Below are 21,677 nucleotides of genomic sequence, written 5' to 3' on the forward strand. Positions count from 1 at the left end.
TTGTGTTGTAGGATCATATAACATCTTCACACAAGAGAAGATGCTATATTATATAAAAACAGCAGGCTTCTATTCAGCCTTTTCTGTTTCAGCTTCTGTCTCAGTCTCTTCAGATTCAGCTGCAGCTTTTTCAGCCTCTAGCTTTGCAGCTCTCTCCTGCTTTGTCGCTTCATCTACTTTTTTGACGACGATCGTCCAGTCCACTTCATTGAACTTAAGAGAATTCATCAAATCATGGCCAGTAGCCTTGATGACATCTGCAGACTTTTGGATAGAAGTAAAATCCCCTACTTCAAAAAGGAAAATTCCCACTTCCCCTACTTTTAGTCCCTGATCAATAAGCTCGACCATTCTATCATAGAAATCATCTTTTAAGTGTCTTAAATCATATCTTTTCATGGCCTCTCCTTATCTATCAACTTCACCGAATACGATGTTGGTAGAACCAATGATCGTAACGACGTCTGCAATGTATGTACCAACGAGAAGCTCTTGAAGCAGCCCTGTATGGAAGAAACTCGGTGCTCTACATTTCAGTCTGTAAGCGTACGGCTCACCCTCTGACTTGATATAGAACCCAAGTTCACCCTTTGGTGACTCTGTCGGACTGTACACTTCCCCTTTAGGTGGTCTCATACCTTGAGTCACAAGAACAAAGTGCTGCATCAATGCATAGTTTTGTGTCATGATCTCTTCTTTTGGTGCTGAGATATACTGTGGCGAGTGTGCCATCAACTGAGGCTCAGTCTCAGCATACATAGGAATGAGCTGTCTTATGATTCTTGTGGATTGTCTTATCTCTTCCATATAAAGTCTATAACGTCCATAAGAATCACATCTTTCACTCACTGGAACATCAAAGTCAAGCTCTGAATACAATTCGTACGGCTCTTCTTTTCTGATATCATACTTCACACCAGAACCTCTAAGCATAGGACCTGTACAACCCCATGAAAGTGCATCTTCCGCAGAGATAACCCCTACATCTTCCAAACGCATTTTCCAGATACGGTTTTCTGTAAGCAGTGCTTCATACGTATGCTCTACCTCATAGTCTACTTTATCACAGAATGCTGCGATATTTTCTAGCCAACCCGCAGGTAGGTCAAGAGGTACACCTCCGATACGTACTGCAGAGTGTGTCAATCTTGCACCACAATAGTCTTCCATCAAGTCCATCGCAAATTCACGTTCACGGAATGCATAAAGGAATACGGACATTGCACCGACATCCAGAGCATGCGTTGCAATGAAGAAGAGGTGTGAAATAACACGGTTAAGTTCAAGCAACATCGTTCTGATCACTTGTGCTCTTCTTGGTGCCTCTACCCCGATCAGTTTTTCAACAGCCAATGCATACGCATAGTTGTTTGAAGTTGAAGCAATATAGTCAAGTCTATCTGTCGTTGGCAAAAACTCATTATACGTCATGTTTTCTGCCATTTTCTCGATACCTCTGTGAAGGTAACCGATATCCGGATAGGCTTTAACTACTTGCTCACCGTCGAGTTCAAGCACAAGTCTTAACTGACCATGTGCCGAAGGGTGCTGAGGACCAAAGTTGATAACCATAGTGTTGTCGTCACGCTCAAAATTGAGGTTCTCAAAAAATGGCGTTAATTTATTAGCTACTTGCATCGGCTCCCCTATTTTCTTTCGTCTAATTGCTTAGCTGATTTTTTATTATAGTTCACTAAGAATGTTTCACTATATTCAACTGCTTGTTCTTTTTCACCTTCAGAAATATCTGCACCGAACGGTACTTCATATCCTACTCTTGAGAAACGTTTTGTATCATGTCTGTCTACTTTTGCAGGGTCTCTGTTTTCTGGTCCGATGATATCTCTATACTCTTTTCCAAAGATCTTATCTACTTCATACCATGAAGCGAACTCATCTCCATGTAGAGGATAGGTTTTAAGTAATGGATGTCCTTCCCAGTCATCAGGCATAATGATACGTTTAAGGAATGGATGATTGTTTACTTTGATACCGAACATATCATACATTTCACGCTCTGCAAAGTTCGCAGATTTGAAAAGAGGTACGATACTCTCGATCGCTTCACCCTTTTTAATGCGACATACAACCCTTACTCTTTTAGCTTCATTCACATTGAGAAGTTGATAAAAAAGTTCAAATTCTCCGTCTTTTGCCAAGTAATCTACAGCAGATTGCTCAGAACATTGTGTATATCCGCATTTTTCTTTCAGTGTTTTAAGTACAACAAAATTATTTGTTGCATCTATATGTACAACAAGCTGTCCCAATTCTAGATAAGACTCTTTTGCTTGTTCCCCCAATGCTTCAACGACTGAAGTAAAATGTGCATCTTCTACTTCACTTCTTGGTACACGCGGGGCAACCCAAAATCTATCTGTATAGTATGCTTTTCCCTGAACGTTGTCTTTTGGTACATATTTTCTCATTAGATTAACCTCGCTCTTTTACCCGTTTGATTGGTCAAGTCTTGTTTTGTATTCTTCTTCATATCTGCAGACTCTTTACGGATCTTCTTTTGAAGCATCATCAGTGCATACTGCAGTGTTTCAGGTCTTGGTGCACATCCAGGAAGATAAATATCTACAGGAATAATACGATCCACACCTTGCACGGTTGCATAGGTGTTAAACATACCACCGGTATTTGCACATGAACCCATGGAGATGACCCATTTAGGCTCTGTCATTTGATCATAAAGTCTTCTAGCGAACTCAGAGTGCTTCTTAGAAAGTGTTCCTGCAAGGATCATCACATCTGCCTGTCTTGGAGAAGCTCTAAAGATCGTTCCCATTCTATCGAAGTCATAACGTGAAGCTCCCGATGCCATCATTTCGATCGCACAACATGCGAGTCCATATGTAAGCGGCCAAAGTGAATTTGAACGCCCCCAGTTTACGAGTTTGTCTACCGAAGTCAGTGCTATCGGCAAGCCAGCAGAACTGGCATAATTTACTTGATGCTGTGCCATTCAAGTGCTCCTTTCTTCCATGCATATACGAAACCAATCGCAAGTAGTAAGATAAATAGTATCATCTCAGCAAAACCAAACCAACCGAGTAATTTAAAGTCAATTGCCCAAGGGAACATAAAGATGATCTCTACATCGAACAAGATAAACAAAAGTGCTATCAGATAAAACTGTGCAGAAATGGCATTAGGTTGCTTAGTCACCTCTGGTCCACATTCGTATATACTTAATTTAAGTCTTTCCGTATCAAGTCTTGCAAATTTTCTACTAACGAAACGTGCAGCCCATAGCGTCGCGGGGAACGCCACTGCTGTCAACGCAAATAAAACAAATACACCGAAATACGGATGTTCTGTAATTACATGAGTCATGTTAATCCCTTTAATTTCATAAATTCTCTTTAAAAAACAAGCAAAGCTCGTTTTCAATTCCTCACACTGAAGTTCACCTTAGACTTAAGTTTTCACTTGCTTTTTCCAGTAGAGAAATTCCTTTAGAATATTAGCTTCATATTATCTAAAAGATGATTAAAAGATTTTGGGAGGACTCAGTCCTACCCATGATTACGCTTTGGTATGTAACAAGATGTAACGATGCATAAAGAAAATAGCGCTACAATATCAAATAAAATTATAATAACTATAAGGAACGGCAAGATGACTCTTGTAAAAAACCCTATGAATGTACTCTATTGGATCGCTATGGCAGGCTTACTTTTTTGGTTTGCCTACTCAAAAGGATGGATACTTGCCAACTTTGAATCCATAGATGCCAAACAAGCCATATATTTGCTGGAAAATGACGACAATGTTACACTTCTTGACGCAAGAACCATAGAAGAGTATAAAAGTGGTCATCTCAGAGATGCAACACTCATTCCCGTAGATGCACTGAGTCAAAATCTGGGTATGCTCAAGCAGGATAAAGATAAAAAGATCATTGTCTATTGTAGAACAGGAAGCAGAAGTGTTACTGCCTCACGCATATTAGAAGAGAACGGCTTTACCCCTCTTAATGTCAAAGGAGGGATCATCCAGTTGATCGGTGCAGGCGCTACACTTGTAAAATAACTGTCTATGCACCGCACTCTATACAGTACTGAATATGTTTGGGTGTCCTCTTATGACATACGCTGCACACTCTGTTTAACTCCTCTTGGCAAAAACCACAATAGTTTTTACTATAGTCCACCCTGTTTCTACAGTTTGGACATCTGCTTTGGTTATAGGCATCAATATAGAGTGTCTTTTCTTTCATCTCTTTTCTTAATTTTTCTCTCTTGGCCACACTTCTTTGTATAAAGAAAACAACCAAACCGATACTTACAATACCAAGAAACATCAAAAAGTAGTATCCCAAGAAGATAAAGCCGTATTGATATAAAAAAGTAATGATCTTCTCTAAAAACCTTTTGGGGATGATATGAAAGATCAAACGCAATACATCCATCAAGATAGGAAGTAGCGTAATGATAATGATATGGGAACTGATCAATGTAACAAGTTTATTTGGCACCGATACCTTTCTTACAGGACTTATAGAGAACCGATGGGCCAAGAGAGATAAAAGCAATAAAGGCAGGGTAAATTTTAATAAATACAAAAATGATATGAAGGGTTGCCAAAAGGCATAAGAATCATACTCTTTGTTGAATGTCTCTCTATTTGTGTTGACAAAATCAGCATACTCCTGGTAGCCTTTATAGGCGGATACTGCCTTGATCTCTTTGATCTGCTTATCAATACTCTTCTCTTTTTCAAGCAAAGTGTAGTATTTATCTCTGATCTTTTTATCTCTATCTTGCTGGGTAGAAGATATTTTTTCGAAAAGTGCAGTATTGTATCTTTTTTCAATGCTATTGATCTCAGAGAGCACATTTCGTTTGTCATTTCTTAAATTGTTTTTGAGTTCTTTGTTATTTTTAAATAGATCAGATAGTGCAAAAACAGCTATTTTCTCATAAAGCTCTGTACATAGCGGTGCCACTCTTTTGTCTATATAGGTTTGAACTTTTTTACCACTGTAGTATGCTGAATGGGTAGGAATATAAAATGATTCATATTCAGAAAAAGGGAATGTATCATAGATATATCCTCTTGTGGCACTGTTCCAGACACTCCTTTGGTATTCTGGATCAAAATGGTTCTTGCATTGGTAAGGGTACTTAACACTGACCGAGGGAGACATATCTTTTTCAGAGTCTATCCCCGTTAAAATGGTAACAAATAAAAAGATATCCAGTATAATGATCAACAGTATGGAAAATTTAGAAAAGGGTTCATTGTTGAACGTAAAAAGTGTTGATTTCGTTTTTGTCATGAATGATCTTATGTGAGAAAACATCTGAATCCTTTCGTTAAATCGTTAAAATCACACTTTAAAGCCCATACTCTTAGTGCCTTCAAAACTGCTTCCAAGCTCTTTCTCAATCTCTTCAAGGAAGTCCTGATTTCCAAACACACTCTCTTCACGTACAGCGACTTTATAGGCTGTGTTTTTAATGATAAGATTAATCTGACCACCTGTAAGTTCGTATTTGGCAAGCTCTGAGATATCAAATCCCTCTTCATAATCTGCATTTTCTGGAAGCATGAACTGCCAAAGTCTGAGACGCTGTTTTTTCCCTGGTTTTTTGAATTCGATCTTGTAATTGAAACGTCTTGAAAAAGCCTTGTCTATATTACCAAGCAAATTGGTGGTAGCGATGAGTATACCTTCAAATTTTTCTATCTGTTCGAGGAAGATATTCTGCATTTGGTTATGCATTTTATCTGCCGAACTTCCCGTACCTTCGCTTCTTGCACTCAAAAACTGATCTGCCTCATTAAGCAGTAAGATAGGATCTACTTTTGCTTTTTTACTTAACTCTTTAAAGTCATCAAATATCTTACGTACGTTCTTTTCGCTTTCCCCTACATACATAGAGAGGATCTTGGAACAGTCAAATGAGAGTATAGGGCGTTTGAGTGTTTTCGCCAGACTCATCGCTGTCATTGTTTTACCTGTTCCTGCAGCTCCATAAAAAATGATACGTGCATCAATGCCTTTACGTTTGTCTTTGATTCCCCATTCTCTGAGTTTCTTAAACACCTCTTTGTCAACCTGTTTGACAACATTCTCCAGTGTCTCTCTTGTTTTAGGATGCAGTACAACATCATCTAAGGTCGTTACCGGTTTCAAAAACTCGAAAAGTTCTTGTTCCTGTACCAGTGCATCCAACTTGAGTTTTATTACTTTTTTGCTTTTTGTAGGATGTATGATACGCTGCATTACCTCTTCTTGCAAATAAAAAGAACGGCTCACCCCACCGAACATGTTCAGTATCTCTTCATAATCGATGATATCCTCATTGATAAGTTTCGCACCATCTTCAAGCAAGGCACGGTTTTTTATCTTTTCATACTCATCAAAACTTATGAGCTCTATGAGTGTATTCATGTCTCTAAATTGTCCTTCTCCTCCACTGTACTCTTCTTTAAGTAACGCCAGAAAGATACGTTTTTCTTTCTCATCAAGTTCCTTTTCTTTAAAGAACTCTTCTACAACAATAGGTGTTTCTGTCATTTTCACACGTTCTTCTATACGTGTAGTCAAAAGTGTCAATTTATTTTTCAACCGTCCTATGCTCAGTGAATTATCTGCAAAACCTTGTTTAAATGTAGCTATTTGATGTAAAAGTGACACCATATCAAACTGATCTTGGAGATACTCCAAGTGGTCTGTGTAAGGTTTGACTTCCGGAAGGAAAATTTCCAATGACCCTTCTTCCAGCAGACGTAGTAAAGAGATACTTGGTGTCACAGAAGTACTGAGCAGTTCCAACGTAGATGCTTCATGTGCTTTAACCTGTCCGAAACTCACCTGGATCATCCATCCTAGGTCCAAAAGGTTTTTGATCAATCCAAGTTTTTGCAGATAGACATACCCCTCTGATGAAAAATTCTCTTGGAGTATCTCCAGTACAGAGACTTCTTCTAGTCCCCTCACGTAACGTTTACAGATATACTGTACCAAAGATGCCTCTTCTTTCGTACATTTCAAATGTTCAAAGATCAATGTTTTCTTCACATCTTTTGTTTCAATGAAGTCAATAAGGTATTTCAATGTGTGTTCCTCATAGTTAATAATTTGAGTATAACAAATATTTGCTATACTTTGAGTAATACATTCACATATAAAAAGGGGAGCAGGTGCGTACAGTCTTGTTGATGACTCTAACATGTTCTATAGTCATATCTGAACCTGTCTATGCAAGGGATAGTAAATAAGCGATGTTCCTGTTTAAAAATTTGTTTTTGAAACCTCTTTCTGTACCACTTACCGTCACTTCAAATAATGGCTTTCATCTCAGACCCGTTGCACAATTTGCTTCATTAGCCAAATCGTTCTCGTGTCAGATCACTGCAACCTTTAACAATAAGAATGTTAATACCAAGAGTGTTAATACTCTGCTTTCACTCTCTTTGGAAAAAGGAGATACCTTCACGTTGGTTGCTCAAGGCAAACAGGCAGATGAGGCACTCGAAGCACTGCAACAGCTTTTTGAAACACTGATGCAAGATGACAAAGAGATCAAACAGATCGAAAAAACTGCTTACAGTTATGAAGGTTTAGTCATAGAGGGAGAGATCATCTCTAAGGGTATTGCCATGGCTCCTGCCTACACTTACCGTACGACAGAGATACAGCATCAAAGTGAGATGGACTTTGGTACTGCGCTGTCTAGAAGTATAGGGGAACTGGAAACACTCTATCGCAACAAAGAAAAGGATGAAAATGCCGCTATCTACCTTGCACAAAAAGAACTTTTGATCTCTCTAGGCACACACTGTCACACTTTGAGGGAACTTGAAGTGAAAGTAGAAGAGGAAACCAAAAACCTTAGAGGTACAAAACTAGATGCGAAAAAAAGTGATTATCAAGATATACTCCAGCGTGTCAAAAAACATTTGGGGCTGGAGGTCAAAGTCACTTTCCCAGATAGACCTTTTATACTTTTGTGTAATGATCTGCTTCCCAGTGAGATCGACCAACTTCAGCAGACACAAGTAAAGGGTGTGATCTTAAAAGAGATTTCTATAAATTCACATACAGCCATTCTGCTCCGTGCTGCAGGTATTCCTTCTCTTGTTGCAGACACCCAAAGCCTTACTGAAAATGAGAAGATCATACTTGATACCCCTGCTGGTGTAGTTGTTCAGGATCCAAGCTCGGATGATTTCAAAAGAGCAAGAAAACGCAGATACGAAGATGAACAACAAAAAGAGCGTAGTAATACAAAACGTTTTGAACCTGCCATAACACAGAAAGGAAGACATATTAAAGTCTTTGCCAATGTTACAAACATACAAACCGCAGAAATAGCCAAAGAAGAGGGTGCTGAAGGGATAGGTCTCTTACGTTCCGAGTTTTTATTTACGGATATCAAACCTTCATTTGAAAAGCAATACAAAGCCTATCAAAAGATCTTTGAACTGTTTGATGACATTACCGTTCGTACACTCGATGTAGGAGGAGATAAACCCCTGTCCTATATACAAATACCTTCAGAAGAGAACCCTTTTTTAGGTATACGCGGTGTACGTCTCTTTAAGACTCATCCCGAACTCTTAGAAGAGCAACTGCATGCCATTTTTCTGGCTGCGGGAAATAAACCTATAAAGATCATGTTCCCTATGGTCAGTTCTGTTGAAGAGTTTAACCAAACAAAATCTTTTGCCCAAAATGTCGCTGAAAAATACCAGCTTGATATTTCACACCTTCGCTTTGGTATCATGATAGAAGTACCATCGGTACTTTTCTTGCTAGAATCATTTAATGATGTGGTGGACTTCTACTCCATCGGTACCAATGACCTTACTCAATACCTTTTTGCCATAGAGAGAACACACTCTACTCTCAAAGCAGATGAGCTCTCTCCTGCAGTATTTGCTGCGATTGAGACCATCCTTAATAAAGCGACAAAACCTGTGAGTATTTGTGGGGAGCTGGCCGGAAATAAAGATGCACTACCTAAACTTTTAGATCTAGGCATGGAAACGCTCAGTGTTACTCATAAATGCATAGCCCAAACAAAAGAGGAGATAAGAGATGTTTAATTTACTTCAGCGCATTGGTAAGGCACTGATGACCCCTATCGCAGTACTTCCTGTTGCTGCACTTTTACTTCGTTTAGGTTTTGGCGACATCTTTGATGGGCAGATTGCCCTGATCATGAAAAGTGCCGGAGATGCGATCTTTTCTCATCTTGATCTTCTTTTTGGGATAGGTATCGCCTATGGATTGGCAAAGAACAATGATGGTGCCGCAGCACTTTCAGGTGCAATCGGTGTACTCATCGCCAAAGCGGTCTATCTCAGTATAGACAAAGAGGTGAATATGGGTGTTTTTGTCGGTATTATCATCGGAGTCATTGCTGGTACCCTCTATAACCGTTATCATGCCATCAAACTGCCGGAATTTTTAGGCTTTTTTGGAGGGAAACGTTTTGTGCCCATTATCACTGCGATCTCTGCCATTGGGGTCGGTATACTTGCCGGATATTTCTGGCACTTCGCGCAAAGCGGTATCGATGCATTTTCAAATGCCATTATTGGCTTAAAAGAAACAGGTACCTTCATCTACGGTACACTCAACCGTCTGCTTATCCCTCTAGGACTGCACCATATACTCAACTCTGTGTTCTGGTTCCAGCTTGGAGAATATACCTATCTACAAGAGGGAGTACAGGTAGTGGCTAATGGAGATCTGCATCGTTTTTTTGCCGGTGATAAAACCGCAGGTATCTATATGTCAGGTTTCTATGTCGTCATGATGTTCGGTCTGCCTGCAATGGCCTATGCTATCTACCTCAACACCCCAAAACACTACCGTAAAAAAGTAGGTGCCATTTTGGCCGGTGTTGCCTTTACCTCATTTCTTACAGGTATCACAGAACCCCTGGAGTTCCTCTTCTTGTTCGTAGCCCCTCTGCTCTTTGTACTGCATACCCTGCTTACCGGTCTGGCACTTGCAGCAGCACAGATGTTGGACATTCATGCAGGATTCGGGTTCTCGGCCGGCTTCATAGATTATGTGATCAACTACAAACTAGCAACCAAACCACTGCTTATCCTCCCTCTAGGCGCAGTGTTTTCACTGATCTATTTTGTCACTTCCTACTACACGATTAAACTCTTTAAGCTCAATATCTTTGAAGAGATGATAGAAGACAAAACGATCGAATCGGATGAGGAAACAAAAGCATTCATTTCTGCTTTGGGAGGAGAAGACAATATTATTCATACCGATGCATGCATTACACGATTGCGTATGCAAGTACATGACAGTTCACTGCTTAAGGATGATGCCTTGATACGTTTAGGTGCAAAAGGGGTCATCCGTCCGGATAGACGTAGTGTCCAAGTGGTATTGGGGACGAAAGCAGAGGGTGTCGCAGAGAAGATCAAGGCATTCCTACATCGAGGCTAACTCTTTGTTAAGATTGTATTAGCCGTATATTAACTTATACGTATTATACTTATAACAAAAACTTCAGGATATATCTATGCGTACAGTCGTCTTGCTTTTCTTCTTTTTACTCCTGAGCGGCTGTTCTCTGATGAGCCCATATGTCCCAGGGGAGATCAATAAAGTCAATATTGTAGAGTATACACCCTACATGAAACACCACCGTGCATACTTTACAAGAAGCGAACTAGAAATGATCAAGGAGGATCAGAAATACCTCTATCTTTATGATAAAAAGAAGAAGGAGGTTGGCCTGCTACTTCATCGTAAAAACGGCTATATACTCTACAATCTCACCAAGCCAGAACAATCAGCACTTACACTACATGTGACTCCAAAAACAACCTATGCCCGTGTACTGAAAACTTTCAAGCATAAGGGATTTACCCCCGTAGATTCTTTAACCGATGTAGGGGTTATCGTATCTGTAGCACCCAGAAGATACAAAGGAATCAAAACACTTTTGGTTGATGTTCAAGACTATTCATCTCTTCAAGATCTCTACAAAAAGGCCATTCGGACCTATGATACAAACGGGATCAAAGACATTCAAACCAAACTGCCAAAACAGTTAGTCTATGAGTATTATAGACGCTACGAAAAGCGGGCCCGCACACGAAGACAATTAGTACAGCTGCAGATAATCGCTCAAAAGCTGCAGATAAAAACACAAGAAGAGATCTATACCTACTATTTGAAGGAGGCAGATCAAGATGCATTAACTGCGTATCTTTCACAAAAAGAGACAAGAGATTCACTCTCAAGCCGTCAGTACAGACTCTTAAAAAAAAGAAAAAAATTCTTACAAGAGGAAAAACTCTTCAATGAAGGATCGCTTGAAGATCTCATTGCTGCATACAAAAAAAATAAAAACCCAAATACAAAGAGCGTATCCTGTCACTGATAAAAGAGCAGCAGGAAAATAAATAGGCACTACTGCTATTTGGCAAAGATCACATTGTAAAGATTCAATTCGATCTTTGTTCCTTTATTTTTCTTACTTTGTATCTTGATCGGTATGGTCAATTCATCACACAGTTTTTTCACAATATGCAATCCTATCCCTATACCTCTATCTTGTTCTTTATAATATCGATCAAATACCCTCGAAGGGTGTTTAATACCTTTTCCCGTATCTTGTATGGTTAAGCTACTTCCTAGCAATACAATATCCACATCACCATTGACACTATTATATTTACCCGCATTGCTTAAAAGATTATCCAAAATACGGGTAAATGCATCTTTGTTTGTCTCCAAAGTCGTTTTGTCTATTGCTATTTTATAGCTCACATCAGGGTAGAGTACCTCAAAATAGTGTACACGATCCTGTACCAGCTCCTTCAATGAAAATCTTTCTGATTGTGCTGGAACTCCCTTGAGAAAGATACGTAGATTATCCTGTAATGAGAGTATACTTTGGATGTTATTTTCAAGTCTCTGTATTTTTTTGTTGTCTCCTATCTCTCTTTTAAATAGTTTTAAGTTGATAAGCATAGAACTCAAAGGGGTATTGAAATCATGAAGGATATCTTTTACGAACTCCTCATTGATACGAAGTGCTCTTTGCAACGGCATCAGTGCATAGATAGAGAAGAGAAGGGAGACAAATGCAGCGAAGACTGAGTAAAACAAGAACTTTCCATACAGTTTATTGGCCAACTTTCCAACCCTCTGTAGATAATTTTCTTGTGAGTACATCACTTTCATCAAATACTTTTCTGATGTCGGTACCTTGAAATAGCTATAAAAACCGCCATCCTGATACAGAATGTTTTCCTCTTTGTTTTCATCCTTATCCACAAAGTCTGTTGTCAGCCCTGCACACTGTAGGGTAAAGGCACAGAGTTTCATCTCTATATGAATCTTATCTTCTATCTCCACTTTTTTAATTTGATATTCATTCCAAAAATTAATCGCCAGTAAGACTTCCAAAAGTATCAGGAATATCAAAAAACTTTTGAGAAATGATTCTCGCTCATATCTTTTCAATCATATACCCCTTTCCGCGTATATTTTTGATCTCTATGCCTAACTTGTTCTTTAACTTTGCAAGATTTACACGCAGGGCATTGGCTGAAGGCTGTTCTAAAAAGTCCATCAATAGATAACTCTCTACAATTTTATTTTGTGATGTGATAAGTGCATGAAAAAGATTCTGCTGCACATCTCCCAGACCTATGGTCTGTCCAGATTTTTGCAACACTCTTGTGACCGGATTATACGTGATGTCCTTCAGACAAATCAGTTCATCCTCTTTTTGATATTTTCGTTTAATGCGTATCACTAGTTCTTCAGGATCAAAAGGTTTTTTGATATAGTCTTCCGCTCCTAAGGCAAAACCTTTGGAAATGGAGTTGATATCCGTGAGGGCCGTGATGTAAATAGCAGGGGTTTCATCTCCTGCATCTTTGAGTTCCGAGAGCACATCAAACCCATCGACCTCAGGTACATTTACATCTAAAATGTACAGGTCATACGTATGGTTAAACGTAAGGTCAAATACTTCAGGTCCTCGATGTGCCACATCTATAGTATAGCCTTCAAGTTCCAAGAACTCTTTCAGGCTATCGCATAGGATCTGGTCATCTTCAAGTAATAGTATTCTCATAATATTAGAGTATACTACCAGTAATATTAATTAAATATTATATGAAATTATTTCTTTTTCTTAGGCATTTTAAGCACGATAAGAAATGCGACCAAGATCAACCCGTAGATCACATAATAATAGATATTGTCACTCATAGGCATTAGTTGACCTCCATGATGATATCTTGGCTTTTGACGATATTCAATCGTTTGTCGATACTTTTCACATCACTTTCCTCAGCAATGATCACAGGTGTGATGATGTCTTTGGCATGCTCACGAACGTAGGATAGATCGACACTAATGATAGGGTCTCCTGCCTTGACCTCGTCTCCTTCATTCGCGAGGCGTTCAAAACCTTTGCCCCCAAGTGTCACAGTCTCCAAACCGATGTGGACCATGACCTCCAGATCTTTTGTACTTTTAATGCTATAGGCATGGTTGGTAGAAAATATTTTTGTGATCTTCCCATCTATGGGTGCAGTAAACACATCTGACATAGGTATGATCGCTACACCATCTCCTACTAGTTTTTGTGAAAATACCTCATCCTTCACACTTTCCAGTGCTACGACCTGTCCATCTACAGGTGCCTTGATCTCTCTTACTTTGCGCTTTAAAAATCCGAACATCGACCTACCTTCTATACTTTACTTCACCATTCACTATGGTTGATATGATACTGAAATTTTCATCAAAGATGACTATATCCGCATCATAGCCTTCCCGCAGTACCCCTTTAAGTATACCCAGTTTTGCTGCCGGTATCTTTGTCACAGCATTGACAATTTCAACAAGTTCCATTGAGGTATGTTTACTCATATTTGACAATGCTTCATTCATTTTCAGTATAGAACCAGCAAGTGTCCCATCTTCAAGTACTGCTTTGCCTCCATCTACCTCGACACGCTGTCCACCCAGATCATAGATGCCACATTTCATACATCCCGCCCGCATCGCATCGGTGATAAGTATCAGCTTCTCTTTTTTGATCTTCTGTACCAGTTCAAGCGTAGTAGGATGTGTATGTACCAAATCAGCGATAATGTCACAGGTCACATCCGAGTCAAAGACCGCGCCTACGATCCCGGGTTTTCTGTGATGATAGGGGTTCATAGCATTGAACAGATGTGTTGCATGAGAAATCCCCCAGGTAAAACTCTCCTGCGCTGCTTCATAGCTGGCATCAGAATGTCCGATACTTAAAATAATATGCGGATACTCTTTTGCCACAAGCTTGATAAAATCTTCACCTCCCTCTACTTCGGGTGCCAATGTGATCATTTTGATCTCTTCCATATAGTTTTTTATCAGTGCCATGTTCGCTGGTTGGACATAGGCTTTGTCCTGTGCACCATGTTTGGAAGCATTAATAAAAGGTCCCTCAAGATGGATACCCAGTATATTCGCCCCTGTGACTTTACTGGCATGTCGTTGAATGTTTTGTAATGCCTTGTCAATCGCTTTAACTGACATGGTCATCGTGGTAGCCAAAAAAGAAGTAGTTCCCGTATGAAGCAACGTAGTCGAAAGTGTTTCAAGAGCAGTTGGCGTAGCGTCCATCACATCACTCCCGCCACTCCCATGTATATGCAGATCGATAAATCCTGCACTCACATAAGCACCCTTTGCATCAATCGTCTCAATGCCTTCCAAGTCTGTCCCCTCTGTAATGTTGACAATCTTGTTGTCAAACAGAAGCGTCTTACCCTCTACGATCTCATCATTGATAAGAAGTTTTGCATTTGTGATCGCTTTCATCTGTTTGTCACACTTCATCCCTAAGATGTTCTTTGAGCACACGTTTTAGTACTTTACCCGTAGCATTTTTCGGCAATGTTGGTATTACATGCGTCTGTTTTGGTATTTTATAGTTGGCAAGATGCTCTCTCATATATGTTTTTAAGGCAACTTCATCAAGATTCTCTATCCCCTCTTCAAGTTCCACATAGGCAACAGGCACTTCGCCGCTCTTTTCATCATGAATACCTATGACAGCAGATGCGGATATCCCCTCAAATCTGTCTATGACCTCTTCTACCTCACGAGGATAGATATTGATACCTTTTGAGATAATAAGATCTTTTTTTCTATCTACGATGAACAAAAAATCTTCATCATCCATATATCCCACATCACCTGTAAGCAACCAACCATTGATGATCGTCTCTTCTGTTGCAGTGGGACGGTTAAGATACCCTTGCATGACATTGTCACCTTTTACAATAATATCTCCTATGGCACCACGATGCACTTCATTCAACTCATGATCTACGATCTTGATCTGATAGCCATATAAAGCTGTACCTACAGATCCTGCCTTTTGTTTTTTCAGCGTATTCATACACACTGCAGGACTTGCTTCGCTAAGGCCATACCCCTCAAGCAGTGTAGCTCTTTTAAACTTTTTTGCCATCGCATCCAGTGTTTTAGCCTGTAGGGCAGCGGCTCCGGAAATAAATGCCCGTATATTATTGAACCAAATAAAATACCATGGGAGTTTAGCCTTTGCCAATGCATTATAGACATCAGGGATACCAAAGAAAAGTGTCACCCGTTTTAACAGTGTCTGTTTAAAGATATTAGAGAAAGGTTGGATCGATTTGATGATCACGATACTCATGCCTACATACATAGGGAGCATCACAGCGATTGAAAAGGTAAAAGAGTGGAACATGGGAAGAAATACGATCCCTCTGTCTCTGGGTTTCACATTAATGTGCTTCATACCAGAACTTCCGTTTGAAAAAATATTCTTATGGCTCAACATCGCACCTTTGGGTTTACCAGTCGTTCCAGAAGTATAGATGATCACTGCTGTATCTTCCAAGGCGGTATCGGTATGGGCAACAGACAGGTCTGTTTTTAATGCTTCTTCAAACGTGTAATGTTGTTCTCCCTGAACACTCTTATCCCCTTCCCAAATAATACAGTTACACAAGTTGATCGCTTTGCTGCTGTTGACAACTTTCTCGTGTATAGCAGAGGCGACAAGTACGGAAGCCCCACTGTCCTCTAGAATATAACTCAGTTCATCTTCTTTTAAAAAGGTGTTGACAGGGACAACAATAGCCCCCAGTTTTGAAGCAGCAAAGATCGTATAGACGAACTCAGGAGAGTTACGTAAAAAAAATGCGATCTTATCACCTTTTTTAACGCCTTTATCCGATAAAAATCCTGCCAGATTATCTACTGCTTCTAATATCTCTGTATAAGTGATCTTCTCATCATCCACAAATAGCGCGACTTTTTTTCCCCGTTTTTTAGCCTGATAGGCAATAAGTTCATAAAAGTTGTTAAACTTGTAGTCCATCTTAGTACTCGTATGCCACGCCTACAGTTGTTAAGAATGCTCCACCTTCATGAAAGGTACCCAAACCCTTGATAGAACGTGATTCTTTACTGTCATATAAGAATGCAGCACCCAAAGAAAGGTCTTCTGATTGTTGATAGCGGAATCCCATAGAGAAGACCTTAGCATCACTGTCTGGCAGTTCAAACCCTATGGTTTCTTCTGGTACAGGTGTCTCATCGATAGCAAACCCCATCATCGCTGTGATCTTGTTAGCCATTTCAATCGTCGCACCCACCCTAAAGGTATTGGTATCTTTCCAATCTTTTGCGATCGGATCATCAAAGGGGGCAAGGACTATACCTGTTCCTGTATATTCAAAATCCAAAGCTTTATATTCTGACCAAAATGTTCTTTCATAATTAAACTCTAATGTAAATGTATCATTCCATGTTTTAGACACAGCCAGATTAAGTGCCGCAGGTAATGGAACAGATACACTTGCATCATCATGATATAATTGATCACCCCCGCCATATAATGTAGCTGTACCCTCTTCATCTAAATCAATATTAGATCGATACGTTACAGCTAGATTAATATCTGAAGTCGGCTTATACGCCAGTGCTAAATTATAACCTAATTCAAACGTATCACCTTCCATATCACGTGCTATATCCGCTAGAGCAAGCTGTTGATTATATGCATCGGCAGAATTACTTTGCACCACCCCTTCGCTATAAATCAATCTTACACCACCACCAACACTAAAATGATCAGAAACTTTATAAGAAATACTTGGATTTAATTCTATGACTTTTAAAGTAAACTCTTCTGCGATTGCTTTTTGTACCGGAGTCGTCCACCTTTTAGTCAAGCCTCCTGGTACCACTAAGCTCACACCCCATCTAAAATCACCCATAGCTTCAGAAACATAATGCAAAAATGGAATAGGAATATCTTCTACTTCTGATTCACCTGAATATGCGGGTAGACTTTGGAACTCATTTGATGGAAGATGTGCCAAAGTAATACCGCCCTCTACATAACGTTTACCTCCATCCATAAAAGCCATATTTGCAGGGTTAAAATATGCTGTATCAGCACCACTGGTATGTGCAACGTATGCTGCACTAAGTGCCATTGAATTGAGTGATTGTTCAGGGATCTTGTATCCTCCGGCCATGACGACTGAACTTGTGATCGTACTTAGTGCTAAACCTCTTACTATTCTATCCATCATTCTTCCTTCTATTGCAACTTTAATCTTCTATCAAAGTATACAATGCATTAATCTCCTGCGCCCAGATCGACTCATCGATCGTTTCTAAGACAAGGGGTATATCATCCATACGCGAGTCATTCATGATGAATTTAAAAGCATCCCATCCGATCTCTCCCTGACCTAACGAATCGTGCCTATCAACCCTTGAACCCAACTTTGGTTTAGAGTCATTGATATGCATACCCATGAGATACTCTCTTCCTACTACTTTATCAAAAGCGTTCCATGTTTCATCATAGGTTTCCTTGGTACGAATATCATATCCTGCTGTAAACATATGACAGGTATCGATACAAACACCTACACGTCTTTTATCCTCTACCTTATCTATGATATGTGCCAAATGTTCAAACTTATACCCAAGATTAGATCCCTGACCTGCCGTATTTTCTATGACCAGTTTTACATTGGAATCTTTGGTCGCTTCTATGGCTCTATTTAATGATTCTGCTATGACATCAAGACACTGCAACTCTGCATGTATGAGCTTGTCATGATACTCGGGGTCTTTTTTAGGGATCTTTGTCAAATGAGAACCTGGGTGGAAGTTAAGCCTGTCAAGTCCTAAAATACGGCAACGTTCCAACTCATCAATAAAGGCTTCTCTAGATTTCTCAAGTTTTTCTACTTCCGGGTGCCCCAGATTGATGAGGTATGAGTCATGCGGTAAAATATGTTTCGGCAGTATCCCGGATTTTTCAAGATTTTGATGAAATGCATCAATGGTTTTTGTTTCTAACGGTTTCGCAACCCACTGTCTTTGATTTTTCGTAAAAAGTGCAAATGCTTTGGCCCCTATAGCCATAGCATTTAACGGTGCATTATCCACACCTCCACTTGCACTTACATGTGCTCCGACAAATTTTGTCATCTTTGTACCTTAATATTGTTTTTTCACTTGTATAAGTATAGAATTGATTGTATCACGGAAAATAATCTGCTGGTTTAAAACACTATAATCGATGTTATATTTATCCTTTTTTACGATCTTCTGTGTAAACCCGTCACCCTTTTTTTCTAGTCCCATCCCATGAACCAGAGCTCTTCCTCTGAATATATTTTCCAATAAGTCTTCCGGGTACATTGCACTTAAGACTTTTTGGTTGAAATCACGTTTTCCCATACACTCTAGCAGACTCATACATACCGAAGTTTCAGATATTTCCAGGGACATCAATGCCTGTCCGGTACCATAGATCTCTATTTTGATCTCTTCCTCATTCTCATAGATGAACCCCATATCGGCATACTTGAAAGTAGGTGTTTTGAACATGATATAGGCAGAATTTTGCTGCACATACTCTTTAGATGCACAGGCACTCAAAAGAAAACCCATGATAAAAATCGAAAATGTTCTTTTAAAATTCATCTTTTTTCCTTATTTTAGATAAATTATACACTATCTTAAGAGATTTTTAAGCACCCTATCTATATAATGCCATCCACAAGTTACAGATGGCCCCATCGTCTAGCGGTTAGGATCCATGGTTTTCATCCATGTTACCGGAGTTCGAGTCTCCGTGGGGTCACCATTTTTAACTTGTAACAACTCAATATAATGTGGCCCCATCGTCTAGCGGTTAGGATCCATGGTTTTCATCCATGTTACCGGAGTTCGAGTCTCCGTGGGGTCACCATCTATTCACACTATTATCTTCAATTTTATGCAAATCCTGTTCTCATACAAATTACATAGAGCCTTGATATCTCTCTAGACCTCTTACATCATCAAAAGCATTCAGGGTTTTCTTATTTTTAGCTTCTAAGAAGAGGGTTTCAAACGCGTCATCCTGTACAGGTTCTGAGAAATAATACCCCTGTAAAATATCGCATTTTTGATCTACAATGAACTTGCGCTGCTCTTCGTTCTCAATCCCCTCTGCAACGATCTTCAACTTGAGATTTTTAGCTATCGTAAAGATCGTTTCAACAAAGCATTTATCTTCCTCATCTTCAAGATGGTGTAATTCAGAGATGAATGACTTGTCGATCTTGATCTCATTGATAGGTAACTGTCGAAGATAACTTAAAGAGGAGTACCCTGTTCCAAAGTCATCCATTGAAAAACGAATACCGTAATTTTGAAGGACCTTCATGTTTCTGATCAGTTTTGTGATATCTTCTGCAACAGAGGTCTCTGTGATCTCAAAGATGATCTTTGACCGTTGTGCCTTGGTAAGATAGGTGTCACAAAGATATTTCACATCATTGATAAATTGATAATGAAAGAGTTGCCTCATACTGACGTTAATAGACATTTGTTCTAACACAATACCCTTTTCATCCCACTTTTTAAATGTGATAAAGGCCTCTTTTAATATATAATATCCCAACTCTATGATGAATCCTGTTTTTTCAGAGATTGGTATAAACTCAGTCGGGCTCACCTCTCCCAATGTTTCATTATCCCAGCGGGAAAGCACTTCACAACCGATAATTTCATTCTCAGGGCTGTACTGTGGTTGGTAGGTCAATGTTATTTCATTCCTTTGAAGTGAGAAATGTAACAAGCGTTCTATTTCAAGTTTCCATTCGACATGTTTTGCAAGTGTATCATTGAAGAAGATAATGCCATTCCTTCCCTTTCCTTTAGCCTCATACATGGCGATATCCGCTTCTTTGATAAAATTACTGGCTTCCATTTTGGGATCACTAATAATACTCACACCGATACTGGCACTGATGTATAAAGAATGCTCTTCAATATGGTAACTTTCTCTGATCGATGTCAGTAACTCCTCGGCAAACTGAGATGCATTATGAAGACACTCCTGTTCCGTTGCAAATGAAGTACTGAGAATACAAAACTCATCTCCGCCCAGACGGGATACAAAATTTTGATGCTTTTTACTAAGCACGCGCATACGGTCTGCTGCTTGACAAAGCAACACATCCCCGATATCATGGCCCAAAGTATCATTAATAGTCTTAAAATGATCAAGATCGATCAATAACAGATAAATATGCTGATGATCATGTTTTTGGCTTTTCATGGCGTCATTAAGCAGTTCGATAAAATAGCGTCTATTCCCCAGTGTCGTTAAAGCATCATGATAGGCCTGGAATTGACTTTTAATAAGATAATTAAAGGTATTGTGCGCAGCATAGAGCAAAACACCACCTAAAACGATGGTAAAAAATGCCAATAGATAACTGTAGAACTCACTTACAAAGATAAAATAGAGGGTCAAAGGCAGCATAAGCGTGACCAAAGTAAACACAGCCAGCTTTTTTTGTGAGGCCAAAATGGTCGCAGAGACAACAGTAACCCCCAATTGTGTTGCTATGGCCACATAATGTAACTCTATATCACTACGTGATGTATATATCAGAAACATAATCGTCCAAACAGAGAAATAACTGAATAAAAAGTATCTCAGTTGCCCAAGCCACTGTTCTTTTTGTTGCATATTAAGATCATTCTCTAAAAAGCTCCTATGTAATCTATATCCCCAAAAAGAGAGTAACAGTACAAAACAAAACCATAAAAGTTCAGGAAACAAAGAAGAAGAATAGAGCCATCCGATATAAAGATAGCCTATACCGGTACCGGCAAATAATGCGATCACCACAAGTATCTGTTTGTGCATAAAATCATAAAAGTGCATATTGTCGAGCATAGCATACCTTGAAATCGTTCTGTATGAGTTTTTATACTGATTGTGTGACCTGGCGATCTTTTCATCCACATCTATAAATAGAGTATGCAAGACCCATGGCTTTCTGGCCCCGTCTCACGACAGGTGTAGCTTTTTTACAAAAGTATCATATATTATAAATCATTTACATTAAACTAATATGATAATTCTAAACATAATACATTATATTTACTTATGTTACTTTTTTCAGTAGTAAAAATGTTACAATCATTGAATGTATAATCCATTTTAGCCGATGTATAGCTGGCTGGATAGATCGTATTGGTTATTTAAATGAAGTTTGGTGGAGCATAACGGGATCGAACCGATGACCTCTTCGCTGCCAGCGAAGCGCTCTCCCAGCTGAGCTAATGCCCCAAAGATGTGAAA

The 21,677-nt window shown here is 39.3% G+C and carries 20 protein-coding genes, 3 tRNA genes and 1 riboswitch; of the genes, 6 read left to right on the plus strand and 17 right to left on the minus strand.

Translation table 11 applies throughout. The annotated features are described in order from the left end of the window. Window positions 1-69: 69 nt before the first annotated feature. The 5 genes from SULAR_RS07615 to SULAR_RS07635 are packed head-to-tail and all read right to left on the minus strand — an operon-like array spanning window position 70 to window position 3,342. Window positions 70-399 (minus strand): NADH-ubiquinone oxidoreductase subunit E family protein, encoded by a 330-nt coding sequence (locus SULAR_RS07615; RefSeq protein ID WP_008244692.1) that lies wholly within the window; start codon window positions 397-399, stop codon window positions 70-72. A 9-nt stretch (window positions 400-408) separates the two neighbouring features. Beyond that, complete coding sequence (gene nuoD / locus SULAR_RS07620; protein WP_008244694.1) at window positions 409-1,638, minus strand: NADH dehydrogenase (quinone) subunit D; 1,230 nt, start codon at window positions 1,636-1,638, stop codon at window positions 409-411. An 8-nt stretch (window positions 1,639-1,646) separates the two neighbouring features. Continuing rightward, the gene (locus tag SULAR_RS07625) at window positions 1,647-2,429 is read right to left on the minus strand and encodes an NADH-quinone oxidoreductase subunit C (protein ID WP_008244695.1); all 783 of its coding nucleotides are present in this window, start codon (window positions 2,427-2,429) and stop codon (window positions 1,647-1,649) included. Then, entirely contained in the window at window positions 2,429-2,971 is a 543-nt protein-coding gene (locus SULAR_RS07630; RefSeq protein ID WP_008244697.1) for an NADH-quinone oxidoreductase subunit B family protein, read from the minus strand. Before SULAR_RS07630 ends, SULAR_RS07625 begins: the two co-directional genes overlap by 1 nt. Continuing rightward, on the minus strand, window positions 2,953-3,342 hold the full coding sequence (locus tag SULAR_RS07635) for an NAD(P)H-quinone oxidoreductase subunit 3 (RefSeq protein ID WP_008244699.1): 390 nt from the start codon (window positions 3,340-3,342) through the stop codon (window positions 2,953-2,955). The genes SULAR_RS07630 and SULAR_RS07635 overlap by 19 nt, the downstream gene beginning before the upstream one ends. Window positions 3,343-3,627: 285 nt before the next feature. Here SULAR_RS07635 and SULAR_RS07640 point away from each other — a divergent pair, with 285 nt between their 5' ends. After that, entirely contained in the window at window positions 3,628-4,041 is a 414-nt protein-coding gene (locus SULAR_RS07640; RefSeq protein WP_008244701.1) for a rhodanese-like domain-containing protein, read from the plus strand. Window positions 4,042-4,045: 4 nt separating this feature from the next. On the opposite strand, the gene SULAR_RS07645 is transcribed toward SULAR_RS07640, so the two are convergent. Further along, window positions 4,046-5,290, minus strand: coding sequence for a zinc ribbon domain-containing protein (locus SULAR_RS07645; RefSeq protein WP_238536374.1), 1,245 nt, complete (start codon window positions 5,288-5,290; stop codon window positions 4,046-4,048). Window positions 5,291-5,341: 51 nt separating this feature from the next. Continuing rightward, window positions 5,342-7,075: an ATP-binding protein gene (locus SULAR_RS07650; protein WP_008244711.1), complete on the minus strand. Its 1,734-nt coding sequence runs from the start codon at window positions 7,073-7,075 to the stop codon at window positions 5,342-5,344. Window positions 7,076-7,242: 167 nt separating this feature from the next. Between SULAR_RS07650 and SULAR_RS07655 the strand changes: the two genes are divergently transcribed. The 3 genes from SULAR_RS07655 to SULAR_RS07665 all read left to right on the plus strand — a co-directional run bounded on the left by SULAR_RS07655 (window position 7,243) and on the right by SULAR_RS07665 (window position 11,384). Further along, complete coding sequence (locus SULAR_RS07655; RefSeq protein WP_008244713.1) at window positions 7,243-9,069, plus strand: HPr family phosphocarrier protein; 1,827 nt, start codon at window positions 7,243-7,245, stop codon at window positions 9,067-9,069. Continuing rightward, window positions 9,062-10,441 (plus strand): PTS transporter subunit EIIC, encoded by a 1,380-nt coding sequence (locus tag SULAR_RS07660; protein WP_008244722.1) that lies wholly within the window; start codon window positions 9,062-9,064, stop codon window positions 10,439-10,441. Before SULAR_RS07655 ends, SULAR_RS07660 begins: the two co-directional genes overlap by 8 nt. A gap of 76 nt (window positions 10,442-10,517) precedes the next feature. Further along, on the plus strand, window positions 10,518-11,384 hold the full coding sequence (locus SULAR_RS07665; protein WP_008244725.1) for a hypothetical protein: 867 nt from the start codon (window positions 10,518-10,520) through the stop codon (window positions 11,382-11,384). A 35-nt stretch (window positions 11,385-11,419) separates the two neighbouring features. Here the strand turns inward: SULAR_RS07665 and SULAR_RS07670 are convergent, their stop codons facing one another. The 8 genes from SULAR_RS07670 to SULAR_RS07705 all read right to left on the minus strand — a co-directional run bounded on the left by SULAR_RS07670 (window position 11,420) and on the right by SULAR_RS07705 (window position 19,018). After that, window positions 11,420-12,472 carry a HAMP domain-containing sensor histidine kinase gene (locus SULAR_RS07670; RefSeq protein WP_008244727.1) on the minus strand — a complete coding sequence of 351 codons (1,053 nt, stop codon included), beginning with the start codon at window positions 12,470-12,472 and terminating at the stop codon, window positions 11,420-11,422. Continuing rightward, on the minus strand, window positions 12,459-13,091 hold the full coding sequence (locus SULAR_RS07675) for a response regulator transcription factor (protein WP_008244729.1): 633 nt from the start codon (window positions 13,089-13,091) through the stop codon (window positions 12,459-12,461). The genes SULAR_RS07670 and SULAR_RS07675 overlap by 14 nt, the downstream gene beginning before the upstream one ends. A gap of 142 nt (window positions 13,092-13,233) precedes the next feature. Continuing rightward, window positions 13,234-13,704, minus strand: coding sequence for a PTS glucose transporter subunit IIA (locus SULAR_RS07680; protein ID WP_008244731.1), 471 nt, complete (start codon window positions 13,702-13,704; stop codon window positions 13,234-13,236). Window positions 13,705-13,708: 4 nt separating this feature from the next. Further along, window positions 13,709-14,851 carry an N-acetylglucosamine-6-phosphate deacetylase gene (gene nagA, locus SULAR_RS07685; RefSeq protein ID WP_008244733.1) on the minus strand — a complete coding sequence of 381 codons (1,143 nt, stop codon included), beginning with the start codon at window positions 14,849-14,851 and terminating at the stop codon, window positions 13,709-13,711. Then, window positions 14,841-16,385: a long-chain-fatty-acid--CoA ligase gene (locus tag SULAR_RS07690; RefSeq protein WP_008244734.1), complete on the minus strand. Its 1,545-nt coding sequence runs from the start codon at window positions 16,383-16,385 to the stop codon at window positions 14,841-14,843. Before SULAR_RS07690 ends, nagA begins: the two co-directional genes overlap by 11 nt. A 1-nt stretch (window position 16,386) precedes the next feature. Then, complete coding sequence (locus tag SULAR_RS07695) at window positions 16,387-17,604, minus strand: OmpP1/FadL family transporter (RefSeq protein WP_008244736.1); 1,218 nt, start codon at window positions 17,602-17,604, stop codon at window positions 16,387-16,389. A gap of 22 nt (window positions 17,605-17,626) precedes the next feature. Beyond that, a complete protein-coding gene (gene nfo / locus SULAR_RS07700; protein WP_008244738.1) occupies window positions 17,627-18,520 on the minus strand; it encodes a deoxyribonuclease IV in 894 nt (297 codons plus the stop codon). A 9-nt stretch (window positions 18,521-18,529) separates the two neighbouring features. Continuing rightward, complete coding sequence (locus tag SULAR_RS07705; protein ID WP_008244741.1) at window positions 18,530-19,018, minus strand: hypothetical protein; 489 nt, start codon at window positions 19,016-19,018, stop codon at window positions 18,530-18,532. An 88-nt stretch (window positions 19,019-19,106) separates the two neighbouring features. Between SULAR_RS07705 and SULAR_RS07710 the strand changes: the two genes are divergently transcribed. Together SULAR_RS07710 and SULAR_RS07715 are read left to right on the plus strand one after the other, a co-directional pair. Then, a tRNA-Glu gene (locus SULAR_RS07710) sits at window positions 19,107-19,181 on the plus strand. Between the two features lie 30 nt (window positions 19,182-19,211). Then, window positions 19,212-19,286: transfer RNA gene (locus SULAR_RS07715), tRNA-Glu, on the plus strand. 51 nt (window positions 19,287-19,337) lie between these two features. Here SULAR_RS07715 and SULAR_RS07720 read toward each other — a convergent pair. Further along, complete coding sequence (locus SULAR_RS07720) at window positions 19,338-21,269, minus strand: EAL domain-containing protein (protein ID WP_008244743.1); 1,932 nt, start codon at window positions 21,267-21,269, stop codon at window positions 19,338-19,340. Window positions 21,270-21,309: 40 nt separating this feature from the next. After that, a riboswitch (cyclic di-GMP riboswitch) is annotated at window positions 21,310-21,409 on the minus strand. Between the two features lie 180 nt (window positions 21,410-21,589). After that, window positions 21,590-21,665 (minus strand) — tRNA-Ala (locus tag SULAR_RS07725). Window positions 21,666-21,677: the final 12 nt, after the last annotated feature.

Origin of the sequence: Sulfurovum sp. AR (genome assembly GCF_000296775.1) — a bacterium.
GTDB lineage: Bacteria > Campylobacterota > Campylobacteria > Campylobacterales > Sulfurovaceae > Sulfurovum > Sulfurovum xiamenensis.